Annotated in this window: 11 protein-coding genes and 4 tRNA genes; 11 read left to right on the top strand and 4 right to left on the bottom strand. The window is 53.6% G+C overall.

The features are described 5' to 3' along the window. The first annotated feature begins 59 nt into the window (after positions 1 to 59). Positions 60 to 536: a hypothetical protein gene (locus BR04_RS00985; protein ID WP_496354109.1), complete on the top strand. Its 477-nt coding sequence runs from the start codon at positions 60 to 62 to the stop codon at positions 534 to 536. A gap of 73 nt (positions 537 to 609) precedes the next feature. Further along, positions 610 to 1,062: a D-aminoacyl-tRNA deacylase gene (gene dtd / locus BR04_RS00980; protein ID WP_496354108.1), complete on the top strand. Its 453-nt coding sequence runs from the start codon at positions 610 to 612 to the stop codon at positions 1,060 to 1,062. A 43-nt stretch (positions 1,063 to 1,105) separates the two neighbouring features. Here the strand turns inward: dtd and BR04_RS00975 are convergent, their stop codons facing one another. Continuing rightward, positions 1,106 to 2,980, bottom strand: coding sequence for a peptidase U32 family protein (locus BR04_RS00975; protein ID WP_496354107.1), 1,875 nt, complete (start codon positions 2,978 to 2,980; stop codon positions 1,106 to 1,108). A gap of 234 nt (positions 2,981 to 3,214) precedes the next feature. Here BR04_RS00975 and BR04_RS00970 point away from each other — a divergent pair. Together BR04_RS00970 and glpK are read left to right on the top strand one after the other, a co-directional pair. Then, a tRNA-Arg gene (locus BR04_RS00970) sits at positions 3,215 to 3,290 on the top strand. A gap of 114 nt (positions 3,291 to 3,404) precedes the next feature. Further along, positions 3,405 to 4,916: a glycerol kinase GlpK gene (gene glpK / locus BR04_RS00965; RefSeq protein WP_496354106.1), complete on the top strand. Its 1,512-nt coding sequence runs from the start codon at positions 3,405 to 3,407 to the stop codon at positions 4,914 to 4,916. Between the two features lie 47 nt (positions 4,917 to 4,963). Here the strand turns inward: glpK and BR04_RS00960 are convergent. From BR04_RS00960 to BR04_RS00950, 3 genes are all read right to left on the bottom strand, one after another. Then, positions 4,964 to 5,038 (bottom strand) — tRNA-Gly (locus BR04_RS00960). A gap of 31 nt (positions 5,039 to 5,069) precedes the next feature. After that, positions 5,070 to 5,144 (bottom strand) — tRNA-Gly (locus tag BR04_RS00955). 44 nt (positions 5,145 to 5,188) lie between these two features. Further along, a tRNA-Arg gene (locus BR04_RS00950) sits at positions 5,189 to 5,265 on the bottom strand. A 358-nt stretch (positions 5,266 to 5,623) separates the two neighbouring features. On the opposite strand from BR04_RS00950, the gene BR04_RS00945 reads away from it, so the two are divergent. The 7 genes from BR04_RS00945 to BR04_RS00915 all read left to right on the top strand — a co-directional run bounded on the left by BR04_RS00945 (position 5,624) and on the right by BR04_RS00915 (position 14,316). Next, positions 5,624 to 6,562 carry a sigma-70 family RNA polymerase sigma factor gene (locus tag BR04_RS00945; RefSeq protein ID WP_496354105.1) on the top strand — a complete coding sequence of 313 codons (939 nt, stop codon included), beginning with the start codon at positions 5,624 to 5,626 and terminating at the stop codon, positions 6,560 to 6,562. Positions 6,563 to 6,692: 130 nt separating this feature from the next. Further along, on the top strand, positions 6,693 to 8,705 hold the full coding sequence (locus BR04_RS00940) for a tetratricopeptide repeat protein (RefSeq protein WP_496354104.1): 2,013 nt from the start codon (positions 6,693 to 6,695) through the stop codon (positions 8,703 to 8,705). After that, positions 8,705 to 9,436, top strand: coding sequence for a LolA-like protein (locus tag BR04_RS00935; protein ID WP_496354103.1), 732 nt, complete (start codon positions 8,705 to 8,707; stop codon positions 9,434 to 9,436). Before BR04_RS00940 ends, BR04_RS00935 begins: the two co-directional genes overlap by 1 nt. A gap of 218 nt (positions 9,437 to 9,654) precedes the next feature. Further along, positions 9,655 to 10,485 carry a P-loop NTPase gene (locus BR04_RS00930; protein WP_496354102.1) on the top strand — a complete coding sequence of 277 codons (831 nt, stop codon included), beginning with the start codon at positions 9,655 to 9,657 and terminating at the stop codon, positions 10,483 to 10,485. A gap of 92 nt (positions 10,486 to 10,577) precedes the next feature. After that, positions 10,578 to 11,681, top strand: coding sequence for a deoxyguanosinetriphosphate triphosphohydrolase family protein (locus BR04_RS00925; RefSeq protein WP_496354101.1), 1,104 nt, complete (start codon positions 10,578 to 10,580; stop codon positions 11,679 to 11,681). An 11-nt stretch (positions 11,682 to 11,692) separates the two neighbouring features. Next, on the top strand, positions 11,693 to 11,998 hold the full coding sequence (locus BR04_RS00920; RefSeq protein WP_496354100.1) for a transcriptional regulator: 306 nt from the start codon (positions 11,693 to 11,695) through the stop codon (positions 11,996 to 11,998). A 176-nt stretch (positions 11,999 to 12,174) separates the two neighbouring features. Continuing rightward, complete coding sequence (locus tag BR04_RS00915) at positions 12,175 to 14,316, top strand: hypothetical protein (protein WP_496354099.1); 2,142 nt, start codon at positions 12,175 to 12,177, stop codon at positions 14,314 to 14,316. Positions 14,317 to 14,364 lie beyond the last annotated feature (48 nt).

The raw sequence follows: 14,364 nt of genomic DNA, 5'->3' as shown, positions 1-14,364 counted from the left end.
TGGATACTGTCTTTCACGGAATTCTGATAGGCCTCCTGTCTGTCTGCACAGGATGCGCCATGCAGGCCGGACAGACGGGAGTCCCCCCCTTCTGCATTGCCCTGGAACAGGAGATCCACAACGGCGTCCTCGCGGAAAGCCGCCTGATCATGGTACCTGCTCCCGGGGAATACAGAATGGAAGACTGGGAAATCCGGCGGGTCTCCGTCACCCTTCCCGCAAGCCCCGGAGTTGATGGACGCCAGCAGGCCTTGCGGGCTGCCTGGGAAAACCTGCTGCTTCAGCAGGGCACCCGACGTATTGCAGGACACAACCAGATGGTACAGCAGCACCTGCAAACCCGAAGCACCCTCCGCTATGAGGGGCTCGTGCAGGAACCCATGCGCATTGTTTCCTTTCTGCGGGGAGAAGAAGAGCTTATGCTGACCCTTGAAGTCTATTTCGCTCCCATGGCCTTTCCCGACCACTGGGAAAGACTTCGGAAGCAACGGTACAGGAAGGAAAACCTGAAGGAGATTCTCTCTGTTTTTCACTGACAGCGTTTCGCCGCATCCAGGCCACACGGCCTGCGGCACCTTTATCCCCACCCTGCCAGACATGAGGTAAACCATGATTGCCGTTGTACAGCGCGTCTCACGGGCAGACGTTCAGGTAGAAAATCAGCTGACGGGCCGTATTGATGCGGGTCTGCTTGTCCTTCTTGGAGTTTCCAGAGAGGATACTGCGGAAGACAGTGCCTTTCTTGCGGAAAAAATCCTGCATTTAAGAATTTTTGAGGACGGACTGGGAAAGATGAATCTTTCTGTTCTGGATACGGGAGGACAGATCCTTGTCGTTTCCCAGTTCACCCTTCTGGGGGACTGCCGGAAGGGACGCCGTCCGTCCTTCACAGAAGCCGCCGCTCCGGAGCTGGCCATCCCCCTTTACGAACATTTTATCCAGTGCTGCCGGAAAGCAGGAACCGGGGTGCAGACCGGAAAATTTCAGGCTGCCATGGCCGTATCCCTGACCAATGACGGTCCCGTCACCCTGGTGCTGGACAGCCGTATGCGGAAAAAATGATCTTCCCATCGGGCATCTCGGCAGTCCGCTGGATCGTTCTCCCTCACAAGGGCTTCTCTTCCAGAAAAACATGCATCCTGCATGCCGCGCAGTCAAAAACCAGCGAAAAAACGGCTCCCTTACCCTCAAGCCGCCAGTTCCGGAGGCTTCCTGCACCCTGGCCTGTCCCCTGATGACGGGGGCAGGCTCCAAGGGAATAGCGCAGACAATGGTGGGTGGTCATAACCCGGTCTCCGGGCTGCACCCCTTCCTTTTCATAAGCCATGGACAGCACCCGGCAGCCGTGCTTTTCATAAAAGGCCCTTGCCATGGCATTGAGTACATTGAAGGAAGAATCCAGGGCCTCTACGGGATAGGGCATCGCATGAAAATCTTCCGAGGCCGCCTGACGCAAAGGTCTGGAATGGGAAGCCAGCCGCAGCTCCCAGAGTGCGGATGCCGCATCACGGCGCAGGCCATTGAGATCGGAGGCCCGCAAAAACCAGGTTCCCGTGTCTACCCGTATTTCCACAGCCTCAAAGGCCGTATCTCCAAGCTTTCCAAGCTGCTGAGCCGCACGGGTTTTTGCCGTTTCCGGATTATCGGCCGGAATTCTTTCCAGATCCGCACACACCCGTACGGCAAGTCCTGTCGTCATATCTGTCATTTCAAGGCAGAAATCTTCTTTCCCTTCTTTCATAAAAAGGGCTGTGGCAAGCTTTCGCACTCCGCTTTTTTCCGAATCCAGCAGCTTGCGGAAGCGCAGATCCTGGTTCCGGTACAAAAGACTGTCCGCCACATCCTCCTGCTTCAGTCCTGACAGGGCACCGGGGGCAGGCCAGATTTTTTTCCCCTCACAGCGGTTCACGGAAAGCCCCCGCATCTGCCCCTTCTGATCCAGAAAACAAAGCCCGTCTCCAGCGGCAAGATCCGCCTCCCGCTTCAGAACCAGGGTTCCCCCGTCCAGCCTGTGGATACGTCCCATCCCCTCTCCCATGGCCTTGGGCGTGTCCATGTGGCCGATATCCTCCCTTTTTCCCGAAAGGAAATACTCCGTTGCTCCCCTGTGGAAGGTTTTTTTCGGATCGGGGGTAAAGGAATAAGAACATCTGCCATGGGAAAGGGGACTGCCCTTGCCCCAGCTTTCGAGGGCGGCATCCAGGGCTTTACGGTAAAAAGCCGTTACATTTTTTACATAAGCCACATCCTTCAGCCTTCCCTCAATTTTAAAGGAGGTGACCCCGGCCCCAAGAAGCGGCAGAAGTCCTGCGGAACGATCCATGTCTTTTAAGGAAAGCAGATGTTTTTCCCGAACCCGCAGCTCCCCCCTTTCATCCACAAGATTCCAGGGGAGGCGGCAGGGCTGACCACAAACACCCCGGTTGGCACTTCTTCCACCCAGGGCAAGGCTCATCCAGCAGCGGCCCGAATGGCTGACGCAGAGTGCTCCATGGACAAAGGCCTCCAGAGCGACACCGGTTTTCTCCCGGATGCGGGCGATGGCGGCCAGATCCAGCTCCCTGGCCAGTACCACGCGGGATACCCCTGCGGCTTCGAGAAAGGCGATGTGATCCGTGTCCATGTTGTGCATCTGGGTACTGGCGTGCAGGGCGATGGGGGGAAGATTCATTTCCAGGAGGGCTGCATCCTGAAAAATCAGGGCATCCACCCCCGCATTCCACGCTTCCCGCACAAGGGTGGCTGCAGCCTCCAGCTCATGATCGTACAGGAGGGTATTGAGAGTAAGATAGACCCGGGCATGAAAACCATGGGCAAAGGTACAGAGGGTCTCTATGTCCGTAAGGGTGTTCCCCGCTGCGGCCCTGGCACCAAAACGTTCGGCTCCGATATAAACGGCATCCGCACCGTGCTGTATGGCAGCCCGCCCCGTTGCCAGATCCTTTGCCGGTGCCAGAAGTTCTATGACTGTCTTTTCCATTTGCTGTGCTTTCCAAAAGAGTTTTACAACCGTGTTCACCTTGCAGAAAATCCATATCTCTTTCTTCTTTCTCACATAAAGACCTAAAAAAACATGGCTGTCACATCTTTTTTCCCTTTCCACGCCCTGCCCCTCTCCACAGAAAAAGCGGAGGTGGCAAGGCCGTCTCCTTCCAGAATACGGATATAAAATTTCTTGACAGCAAAGGGGCTTTCCTCTAATTAGTCTTCTGTTGCGCCCGTGGCCCAGTGGATAAGGCGTCGGCCTCCGGAGCCGAAGATCGCACGTTCGAGTCGTGCCGGGCGCGCCACAATTCAAGGATAAAAAGCTCCGGAAAATTTTCCGGAGCTTTTTTTATGGTTCACCCCTGCCGGAACCCCTTCTCCGTATTCTGTCATCGAAACCTCACTGCCGTGGAGCGCCCATGTCCTCCAGACCCCACATCCTTGCCATCGACCAGGGTACGACCAGTTCCCGCGCCCTTTTGTTCAACAAGGACAACGAAATCCTCCACACTACCCAGAAAGAGTTTACCCAGCACTTTCCAAAGCCCGGATGGGTGGAGCAGGATGCCATGGAAATCTGGTCTTCCATACAGGCCGTTGTGGCGGAAATACTGGGAAAACCAGGTGTCAGTGGAGAAAATATTGCGGGTATCGGTCTTGCCAACCAGAGGGAAACGACGGTGGTCTGGGATCGGACAACGGGAAGACCCATCCACAGGGCCATTGTCTGGCAGTCCCGCCAGAGTGCGGAGATCTGTGAAAAACTGAAAAAAGCAGGCCACGAAGCCCTTTTCAGGCAACGGACAGGACTTCTTCTGGATCCCTATTTTTCAGGCAGCAAAATCCGCTGGATTCTTGACCATGTTCCAGGTGCCCAGGCCAGGGCGGAAAAGGGAGAGCTGCTCTTTGGCACCATCGACACCTGGATCACATGGAAACTGACAGGTGGCAACAGTCATGTGACCGACCTTTCCAACGCTTCCCGCACCCTTCTTTGCAATATCCACACCAAAAACTGGGACACCCGGCTCCTCGATATTCTGAACATCCCCCAGGCCATGCTGCCCCGCATCGTACCTTCTTCCGGTATCTGCGGTCATACCCTTCCGGAAACCTTTTTCGGTCATGTCCTTCCCATCGCGGGCATGGCAGGAGACCAGCAGGCCGCCCTCTTCGGCCAGGGCTGTCACACACCGGGGATGACAAAAAACACCTATGGAACGGGCTGCTTCATGCTGATGAACACGGGAGAAAAAGCCGTGGAAAGCACAAGCGGCCTGCTTACCACCATCGCCTGGGAGGTAGCGGGCAAGGTGCAGTATGCCCTGGAAGGCTCCGTCTTTGTGGGAGGCTCCGCCATTCAGTGGCTGCGTGACGGCATGCGCATGTTCCGGGAATCCTCGGAATCCGAGACCTATGCCCGACGCGTTGCCGATACCGCCGGCGTCTATGTGGTACCCGCCTTTGTGGGGCTTGGAACCCCGCACTGGGATCCGGATGCCAGAGGAGCCGTCTTCGGGCTGACCCGGGGAAGCGGCAAGGAACACTTCATCCGTGCCACTCTGGAGTCCATTGCCTACCAGAGCCGGGATGTGCTGCTGGCCATGGAAAAAGATGCCGCCATCACCATCCCCAGACTCCGGGTAGACGGCGGGGCCGTGGAAAACAATTTTCTCATGCAGTTTCAAAGTGATATTCTACGAATCCCCGTGGGCAGACCCGCATGCCCGGAAACAACGGCCATGGGTGCCGCCCATCTGGCAGGGCTTGCCCTTGGATTCTGGAAGAACCAGGAAGATATTCAGAAAAGGGGAAAAATCCGGACTTTTCTACCGGAAATGCCGGAACAAGAAGCACAGAAACGCTGCATCGGATGGCAGAAGGCCGTAGAAGCAGCCAGGGGATTCCGGTACGAGGAAAGCGAAAGCTGAAAAACAAAAAGACCTCCTGAAAACACAGAAGGTCTTTTATTTTTTTATGGAGCGGGAAACGGGATTTGAACCCGCGACTTCAACCTTGGCAAGGTTGCACTCTACCACTGAGTTATTCCCGCATCGGGACGGATGGTATGAAAAGAAGAACTGTGGAGCGGGAAACGGGATTTGAACCCGCGACTTCAACCTTGGCAAGGTTGCACTCTACCACTGAGTTATTCCCGCCCATCTGTATTATAAGGTTCGAAAACCCTAGTTTTTAAGGCGCATGGCGCGCCAGGGAAGATTCGAACTCCCGGCCTACGGATTAGAAGTCCGTTGCTCTATCCAGCTGAGCTACTGGCGCATAACGAAAACGCTATCTAGCAGAGGGGCCTTTCCTTGTCCAGAAAAAAAATACTTCTGACAGATATTTTTTCCGTAATACTCCCCTGTCCAAAAAGAAGCCGGGGGTCAGAAAGCAGACATCCCCCAGAGAGTACAGGATGAAAAGGCAGCAAACAAACAAAAGATCAATAATTATTACAAGAATATAAATAAAATACTCCCCAAAAAAATATCGTCCGCCATCCGCTGCATGGTTTACATCCACATGCAGGCATGGGATGATACCCCCCTTGGCAAGCGGATGGCTCCCCATAGTGGATGTCAAAATCTCCGATATGCCTTTATCATAAGGTCAACCGTCACCTGGAAGTGCAGCCATGACAGATAAAACGACAAGCAGAAAAACACCCGCCCATAAAAATCTTCCGGCTCCCAGACAGGAGTCCAGCAAGGCCCTTGCCAAACTGGATCCCCTGCAAAGCTACCTGTCTGAAATCAGCCGGTACAAACTGCTGACCCGTGAAGAAGAAATTGAACTCGGCAGACGGGTGCAGGAAGACAACGACCCCGAAGCCGCCTATGCGCTCACAACCGCGAATCTCCGTCTTGTGGTAAAAATCGCCATGGAATTCCAGCGGGTCTGGATGCAGAACCTTCTTGACCTCATTCAGGAGGGCAACATCGGACTCATGCAGGCCGTTCGCAAGTTTGATCCGTATAAGGGCGTCAAATTTTCGTATTACGCTTCCTTCTGGATCAAAGCCTATATTCTCAAGTTCATCATGGACAACTGGCGGCTTGTGAAAATCGGCACCACCCAGGGCCAGCGCAAGCTTTTTTTTAAACTGAAAAAAGAAAAACAGAACCTCATTGATCAGGGCTTTGATCCCAAGCCCAAACTTCTGGCGGAACGCCTGGGGGTTTCCCAGAAGGAAGTCATTGACATGGATCAGCGCCTTGATGCCTGGGATCTTTCCCTGGATGCACCGGTTCGGGAAGATTCGGAAACAGACCGCATGTCTTTTCTGGGATCTGAAAGCAGCTCGGCAGAAGATGAGGTCGCCCGTAAACAGATCACAAACATGCTCCACGATAAAATTACGGGATTCACCTCCCAGCTGAACGAGCGTGAGCTTGAAATTTTTGAAAAGCGCATCTTTTCAGATGAACCCGTAACCCTTCAGGAAATCGGTGAAACCTATGGAATTTCCAGGGAACGGGTGCGCCAGATTGAAGCGGGCATTGTCAAAAAAATGCAGACTTTTTTTCAAAAAGAACTTCCGGATTTTGACATCTATACTTCAGATGTCTTCTGATTCCCCGTCAGAGAAAAAGAGCACACACGAAAACCACAAGCACCCAAAAAACATTTCCGTTCATACCTGACGTCCTTAATTTATGAACCACCCGTCAGAAGACCCGAAGCCATGAAAGCAGATCCTCCATATGCGCTCTCAACAACACCCTAGTGGCCATGGACACCCACCGCAGCGGAATGGAAAAATCCTCTTCTTTCTTCTCCTGCTGTTTTTTCCCTTCTTCCTTCCGGCCTGTAGCCAGAAAACCCTCCAGCCCCCGGTTCCGGATACGGAGACCCTGCTTCCATCGGAAAAAGAAGAAACCGGAAAAGAGGTCTTTACCGTACCCGTCAACCGGACGACGGCTTCAGAATCTTCCTACTATTACTATACAGAAGCCCAGATCCGGCTCAACCGGAACCGCCCGCTGGAAGCCATCGGTTTTCTCCGGCAGGCAGCGGCCCTGGATTCCCAGTCCGCCTACCTGCAACGGGAGCTGGCTGCCCTCCTCATACGGGCCAACCAGCCCAAAGCCGCCCTCCAGGCCATTGAACGGGCACGGGATCTGAATCCGGAAGATCCGGATACCCTCATCGTCCTTGCGGGCATCCGGCAGATGCTGGCTCAGGATATCGAGGAACTGATCCCCCTCTATGAAGAAGTACTGCGTCTCGATCCCCACAGGGAAAAAGTCTATCTCATTCTGGGCAACCTCTATCTCTCCCAGAAAGAAGCTCTGAAAGCCGAAAACATTTACAGAAAATTCATTGAGCTGCGTCCGGAAAACTACGCGGGATATTACTATCTGGGCCAGCTTCTCAGTATTCTTGAAAGAGAGGAGGAAGCCCTCCAGAACTTTGACCGGGTCATCGAAATGGTACCCCAGCTCCTTGAACCTTACCTTGAACGGATCAAAATTTTATCACGACAGCTGACACGCGACCTTTCCGTGGAAATCCGTCCAGGAGACACTCTGGATGCCCTCCTGGCCCGTCATTCCGGCCCCCCCTCTGCCAGGCTCCGCAGACAGGTTCTGGCCTTAAATCCCCTGATTACGGAAGTGGATCACCTGGAAAAGGGCAAAAAACTCCTTATGCCCCCCAAAAAAAATCATCCCCTGGTACAGAGTATCCGAAAAGCCTATGAGGATATTCTGAATCTGGAATCTTCATCCATTGAAATTATTATGGATTTCTCCATATTTCTCTGGCAGACAGGAAATGAGAAGGAAGCCATGGATCACATGGCGCAGCTGGCTGCCGAAGAAAGTCTCCGTGAGACTGCGGTCAAAAGAATTTTTTCCACCCTGATGGAAAACAAACGCTACAGAGATGCCATTTTCCTGCTGGAAACCCTCCTTTCCGGTGACCCGGAAAACGGTGAAATCCACTATGCCCTGGGGCTTGCCCACCAGGAAGCCGGAATGAAAGATGCGGCCCGGACACATTACATGGCCATTTCCCCGGCAGATCCGGCATATCGCAAGGCTGTGGTGCATCTCGCTTACATGGATCAGCAGGAAAATGCCATTGAACGGGGTATTGCCACACTGGAGGCAGCGGCCACCGCCAATCCCGAAGATGCCACCCTGCGTTTTTATCTGGGGGCCTTCTACGAAGAGGCCGGACATCTGGAAGCCGCTGCGGAGATCTTCAGCAACAGCCTTACGCGAGATGAAAAAGATCAGCAGATCCGCTACAGACTGGGGGTGGTGCTGGATAAAATGGGCCAGAAGGAAAAAGCCATCGCAGAGATGGAAACCCTCATTCAGCAGAATCCGGATCACGCCAATGCCCTGAACTATCTGGGCTATACCCTCACAGAAATGGAAATCCGCCTGGATGAGGCGGAAAGCTTTATCCGCAGAGCCATGGATCTGAAACCCCAGGATGGATACATCACAGACAGCATGGGATGGGTGTATTTCAAACAGGGAAAACCAGAAAAAGCCCTGCTCTACCTGGAAAAAGCCGCAGCACTTCTTCCGGAAGATCCTGCCGTTCTGGAGCATCTCGGAGATGTGTATGCCTTTCTGGGAAGGGTGGAGGCTGCGCAGGAAGCCTACAAAAAATCGCTTCTCTTTGAAAAGAAACCGCTGGTACTGCAAAAACTGGAAGCCCTGAAACAGGGGATCCCTTCTGAGCACAAAGAGACACCATAATGAAGATAATCTTTTATTTTCGAGATATTAAAGGAGTCGTTTTAGTTTCAGCCCTTCTTTTCCTGCTGCTGACGGGAACCGGATGCAGCATCCACAGCCCCCGCCCCATGGAAGCCAGCGAGCTGCCCCCTTTTTTTACGACACAAATGGCCTTGCCCGATCATTTCACGGGCCGGGCCGTACTGACCCTTCCGGATTCCATACCGCCGGGAGGCAGCCTGCAACTGGTCTGCGCCGTATCTCGGAATCAGGGACTACGCCTTGTCGCCCTCTCCCCCATGGGCAGCCCCCTTTTTGAAATGGCCGCAACCCCTCAGTCTGCTGAAATCCGCGAGACCGAAACCGGCAGCCTCACCAGACTGCGTTCCCTGGAAAGCCTCACCCAGAAAGCCCTTGGAATCCCCCTTGATATGGAAGAAATTGCCCATCTCCTTGCGGGAAAAATTCCCCTGCCCCGGTGGACAGCGGTTATTCAGGAAACACCGGGAGTTTTTCTGCTCAAGGAAGGGTGGCATGTACGCGCCCGCATCCTGCTGGGGCAGGACGGCACTTTCCTGCGTCTGGAGCGTCTCCACAGGAACAGGCTTGTCTATTCCCTCACCCCCCTCACTGACAACCCGAGAACCTGGGCCATTGAAAACAAAGACCATCTCCTGAAAATGCGTATCCGCAGCATCACCCCCGTCCCTGAACTGCCCCCGGCCTCCTTTCGTCTGCATGAAGCCGGGTAAGGAGAGGCAGGGACAGGATTTATGAGCCATATCCCAAAACAATTCTATTGACGCTTCCCCGCAGAGGCAATAAAACCCTAACCGTCTGCCTTGCGGCATTTCTCCGGAACAGGGGACGGAGAATCCTGATGCCGGTACGTTGAAATCGGTTTTTTTCAGAAGTGCAAGATCCCTGATTACTGCCTGTGTGCATGCGTCAAGACTGTGGGAGAAAAAACATGATTCATGAAAAAATGCCTGAACAGAAAAAAAAGAAAAGCGCCAATGATGAAAAAGAAGCCATGATGAGGGAATCTTTGGGAAAAATTCGCCATAAGCTTCTGGTAATGAGTGGTAAGGGCGGCGTTGGCAAAAGTTCTGTGGCCACCAACCTTGCCGTATCTCTTGCGGAAAAAGGGTTCAAGGTCGGTCTCATGGATGTGGATCTCCATGGCCCCAGTATTGCCCATATGATGGGGCTTTCCGGCCTCCTCGATGTCTCTGAGGCCAAACGGCTCATCCCCGCCAACGGGGGAAAAAACCTCGGTGTCATTTCCATGCAGTCCCTCATGCAGGATAAAGACCAGGCCGTTATCTGGCGTGGACCTGCAAAATCCGGCATGATTCAGCAATTCATCACCTCCGTGGAATGGGGAACCCTTGATTTTCTCATCATCGATGCGCCTCCGGGTACGGGTGACGAACCCCTTACCGTGGTGCAGAGTGTCCCCGAAGCAAAAGCCCTTGTGGTGACCACTCCCCAGGAAGTGGCCCTTGCCGATGTGCGCAAATCCATCAATTTCTGCAAAACCGTCAATCTCGAAATTGCGGGTCTTGTGGAAAACATGGGCCCCTTTGACTGCCCCCACTGTGGCAAGCGCATCGCCCTCTTCAAAACCGGCGGTGGAGAAACGACAGCCAAGGCCACGGGAATTCCCTTCCTCGGCACCCTGCCCTATGATGCGCTCGTGGTGGACGCCTGCGATGCAGGAGAACCCATTGCCCGCAAAGAAAGTGGATTTACCAGGGATCTGGATCAGGTCATCAAGAACCTCATGGCACAGCTCTGATTGCATGCGGGCCGCGATTTTCTGCTGCGGCCCGCTCCCCTTACCCCATGGACAGCCTCCCCATGCCCCATGACCCCAAAACACAAGGATCCATGCGGTTTTATGCAACGATGGATACCGAAGTCCGGCGCCGTTTTTACGAAGAGAGACTGGATACGGACTATCGGCCCCCCTTCAGTGTGGATGCAGACCGCATCCTGCATTCCCTGGCCTATACCCGCTACATTGATAAAACCCAGGTTTTCAGTCTCATCCGGAATGACCACCTCACCCACAGGGTTCTCCATGTACAGCTGGTTTCCAAAATTGGTCGTACCATCGGCCGGTTTCTGGGACTCAACGAAGATCTCATAGAGGCAATTGCCCTGGGCCACGACATCGGCCATCCTCCCTTCGGTCATGATGGGGAACGATTCTTATCGGAAATCTGCCTTGCCTGCGGCATTGGCTCCTTTCAGCACAATGCCCAGAGTGTGCAGTTCCTTGATCGGGTGGAACGCAAGGGCAGGGGCTGGAACTTAAGTCTTCAGACCCTGGACGGAATTCTCTGCCACGATGGTGAAATCCATAACACGGCCCTTTATCCCATAAAAAACAAGGATTTCAGCGATCATGAAAGGGAACTCCAGACCCTGATCCAGAATCCTGAAGTCCCCCTCACCCCCATGACCGCAGAGGGCTGTGTCATGCGCATGGCAGACACCATCGGCTACATCGGAAGAGATATTGAAGATGCCATCCGTATCGGTATCCTCGCACGGGAAGCCCTTCCACCGGAAGCCGTCAGGATTCTGGGAAACACCAACGGCACCATGGTCTACCGCCTGGTGACGGACATCCTCCAGAACAGTGGGACAAAGGGAGAAATCCGCTTCAGCCCGGAGGTTTCTCAGGCCCTTTCTACCCTGAAGCAGTTCAGTCTGGAACACATTTACCACAATCCTGCCATCAAACATCATCTGCAGGGTATCCGGGATCTTTTCCATCTCCTCTTCGATCGCTTCATGAAAGATCTGAGCTGCTGCCATGAGCACAGTCCCATTTTCACACATTTTCTGGCCCTCATGGATGACACCTACATCCAGAACCAGAACCATGCCGAAATTGTAAGGGACTTTATCTCAGGTATGACAGACCGCTATTTCCTGGAACAGTGCCCAGAAGACAAAAGGCCTGTCCCCATTTACATGGGATGAAAAAACTCCGCATGGAAATCCAGACACCCCGCCAGAAAATCCGGGAACTTCTTCAGGAGGCCCCCCATTCCCTGAGGGAAATATCCCAGACCCTGCACCTTTCCGAAAAACAGATACTGGCAGCTCTTCCCCATGTGGAAAAAAGCCTTCCCCCCTTAGGCCTCCGTATGGGCCGGGTTCCTGCCGTATGCAGACGCTGTGACCATATTTTCAAAGATCGCAGCCGCTTTGCCAAACCTGGAAAATGCCCGATCTGCAAAGGCAGCACCATTGCTTCCCCTTCTTTTTTCATTGCCGCCCTTGAGGAGATGGGATAAAGCTGGGGCCTGACAAGCTGAATCCTGTGTGGGAAAAACCATCCGGCTGCCGCCCTAATGATCGGCGGAACGATTTGGGAACGTTTTAAAAATCCCCTTCAAGAAAGCGTATGGTCATTCGTTTTTTTTATCTGACATATCTCTGTATCTTCCTGTTGACAGCCTGTTGTCATGGCGTGCAAAACACCGGGAAAGGACATCTGGATCAATCGATCCTGGCGCTGGATCACCCTCTGTCTACGGACAGCCCCCTCACTTCCGAAGATCTTCCCGGGAATGATGGAAAAGCCCGGTCTGCGCTTTTTCACCGCTCCGACGCCTCCCCCGCCATACTCGCATGGCGCCTTGTCACGGCCCTGCCAGGCCATGAACAGCACCCCAAATACGGAGAAATCCTTACCCAGATTCTGCTCTGCCAGGAAAATCTGGAAGCCGCCCTCTTTGCGGCCAATACCCGTATCCAGGATACAGCCTCGCGGTTTCGCGCCTATTGGCTGATCTACCAGCATCTGAAACGTATCGGGAAGGAAGAAAAAGCAGAAGAGATCCTGAAAAACCTTCATGAAAGTTTTTCCAAAAAGGAACAGAACAGTACCGAGGTTCAGATACAGTGGCTGAGCTTCCATCACCTGGAAAACAACTATCCTTCTGCCATCGCTTACTTTTATACCCTTGAAAAACAGGCCCGTCTCCAGATACCGGACACCATGCGGGATCCAGCTTTTTTTCATAAGCTCAGATCCCTGTGCCGCATGGCCTTTTCCCATAAGGATGCTAAAGGGGCTGAGGCCATTGCCCGTTTTCTGGAAAAACTGGCCGATACCATGCCCGAATCCCCCGATTCTCCTGAAGAAGCCCCCGGCAATACTCTGGAACACACCTATTCCATGGGCAAAGAAGGGAAAATACAGCCCGGAACATCCCAGAATATTGCCCGGATACAGGTAACCCGGATATATGCGGATATCGGGGACAAAAAAAGCGTATGGAGACTTTATCAGCAAATCATGGAGGCCTGGGATCTGGCCCTCGGGGGAACCCTTTCCGGTAAAAGTTTTGAAGTCTGGCTGCCCTCCGTGGCGGAATCCCTCTACATCGCAGGTTTTAAAACAGAAGCCCTTGCCCTCCGGAAGCAGATTCCTCCCACCTTTCCCTTCACCATCCATCCGGAACCGGATATGCCTGAATCCACCCTTGCCCTGTTGCGCTCCCAGCAGCGTCGCTACAATATCCGCCGACCTCCCTTTATTCAGAGAAACCTGTCCAGCCGGCTCCTGGCCCTCATGGCCACAAACGAAACCGAAGAAGAACTCCTGGCTTTCATTCAGGGGTGTCCGGATCAGAAATACCAGAAATCCCTTCTGACGCAGGCCATCCGGGTACGCCTGGAAGCAGACCGCCCCCTAAATCTTCTGCGCCAAAAGCTTGGTTCCATGGAGATTGGCCGCGGAGAAAAAAAAAACAGGCATCGTATCACCATGCTGCTGCAAACGGGCAATACGACAGAAGCCCTTGCGCTGATGCAAAAAGAACGCCTTAAATGGCTCCAGCCCCCCTGGACAACAGAACATGCAAAGCGCCTCGGAGATCTGGCCCTGCTTTTCCACGACTCATGTCCCTCCATCGCCGAAGAACTCATGGGGGAAGCGCTGGATCTCTTTGAAAAGGCCGAAAAAACCACGGAAGAGGCTGCCAGTGGCATCCAGCACCTGGCCCTTCTTTGCAGAAAACTCAAAAAACCGGAACTGCAGCACCGCGTTCTCCCCCTGCACGAAAAAATCCACCGTCTCCTTGCCACTGAAAGAACCAGCCTTCTGCCTTCGGATTCCCAGCGTGAAGAAGTACTGACACTTCTCAAAGAAATCATCCGCTTACGCCTGGCCTTCTCCTTACGGGATCCGCATACCCGGAAACTGATGCAGGAATATGACACTGTCTCCGACACCATCATGAATCCCAAATTCCGGCAGTACCAAAATCTTCTCCTCATGGATCTTTACATTCAGGCAGGGTGGTTCCAAAAAGCCTGCCGGCATGTGGATAAACTCCACATCGATAGCGATATGGCGCAGGAACTTTTCCAGCGTATTCGCCAGGACATCCTGCCCTACACGGCCTTTCCAGAGCATCCTGCCGCCCGTTTTGATACGGACGGCGACGGAAATCCGGATTTTTTTTCGCCCCTGGCTTCTCCTGAGATCGTTGAAGAAAGCCCTCTTACCATGGATTCCGACAGTGATGGCGATGGCATTCCCGATATCCGGGACAGACGCCCATGGTTTCCGGACAGCCCCGATGGGCCTGTCCAAAATCCTTGAAAACAAGGAATACAGCACGGTCTGCAATGACATGACCCCTTCCCGAAA

It is taken from the genome of Desulfobotulus sapovorans DSM 2055, assembly GCF_059569355.1.
Note: the sequence above shows the minus strand (reverse complement) of the source record. Positions and strands in the feature narration are given on the sequence as shown.

Coding starts and splice junctions, on each gene's coding strand:
- dtd (WP_496354108.1), top strand. CDS start 610: ATGATTGCCGTTGTACAGCGCGTCTCACGGGCAGACGTTCAGGTAGAA.
- BR04_RS00920 (WP_496354100.1), top strand. CDS start 11,693: ATGGAAATCCAGACACCCCGCCAGAAAATCCGGGAACTTCTTCAGGAG.
- glpK (WP_496354106.1), top strand. CDS start 3,405: ATGTCCTCCAGACCCCACATCCTTGCCATCGACCAGGGTACGACCAGT.
- BR04_RS00945 (WP_496354105.1), top strand. CDS start 5,624: ATGACAGATAAAACGACAAGCAGAAAAACACCCGCCCATAAAAATCTT.
- BR04_RS00940 (WP_496354104.1), top strand. CDS start 6,693: ATGCGCTCTCAACAACACCCTAGTGGCCATGGACACCCACCGCAGCGG.
- BR04_RS00930 (WP_496354102.1), top strand. CDS start 9,655: ATGATTCATGAAAAAATGCCTGAACAGAAAAAAAAGAAAAGCGCCAAT.
- BR04_RS00975 (WP_496354107.1), bottom strand. CDS start 2,980: ATGGAAAAGACAGTCATAGAACTTCTGGCACCGGCAAAGGATCTGGCA.
- BR04_RS00935 (WP_496354103.1), top strand. CDS start 8,705: ATGAAGATAATCTTTTATTTTCGAGATATTAAAGGAGTCGTTTTAGTT.
- BR04_RS00925 (WP_496354101.1), top strand. CDS start 10,578: ATGCGGTTTTATGCAACGATGGATACCGAAGTCCGGCGCCGTTTTTAC.
- BR04_RS00985 (WP_496354109.1), top strand. CDS start 60: ATGCAGGCCGGACAGACGGGAGTCCCCCCCTTCTGCATTGCCCTGGAA.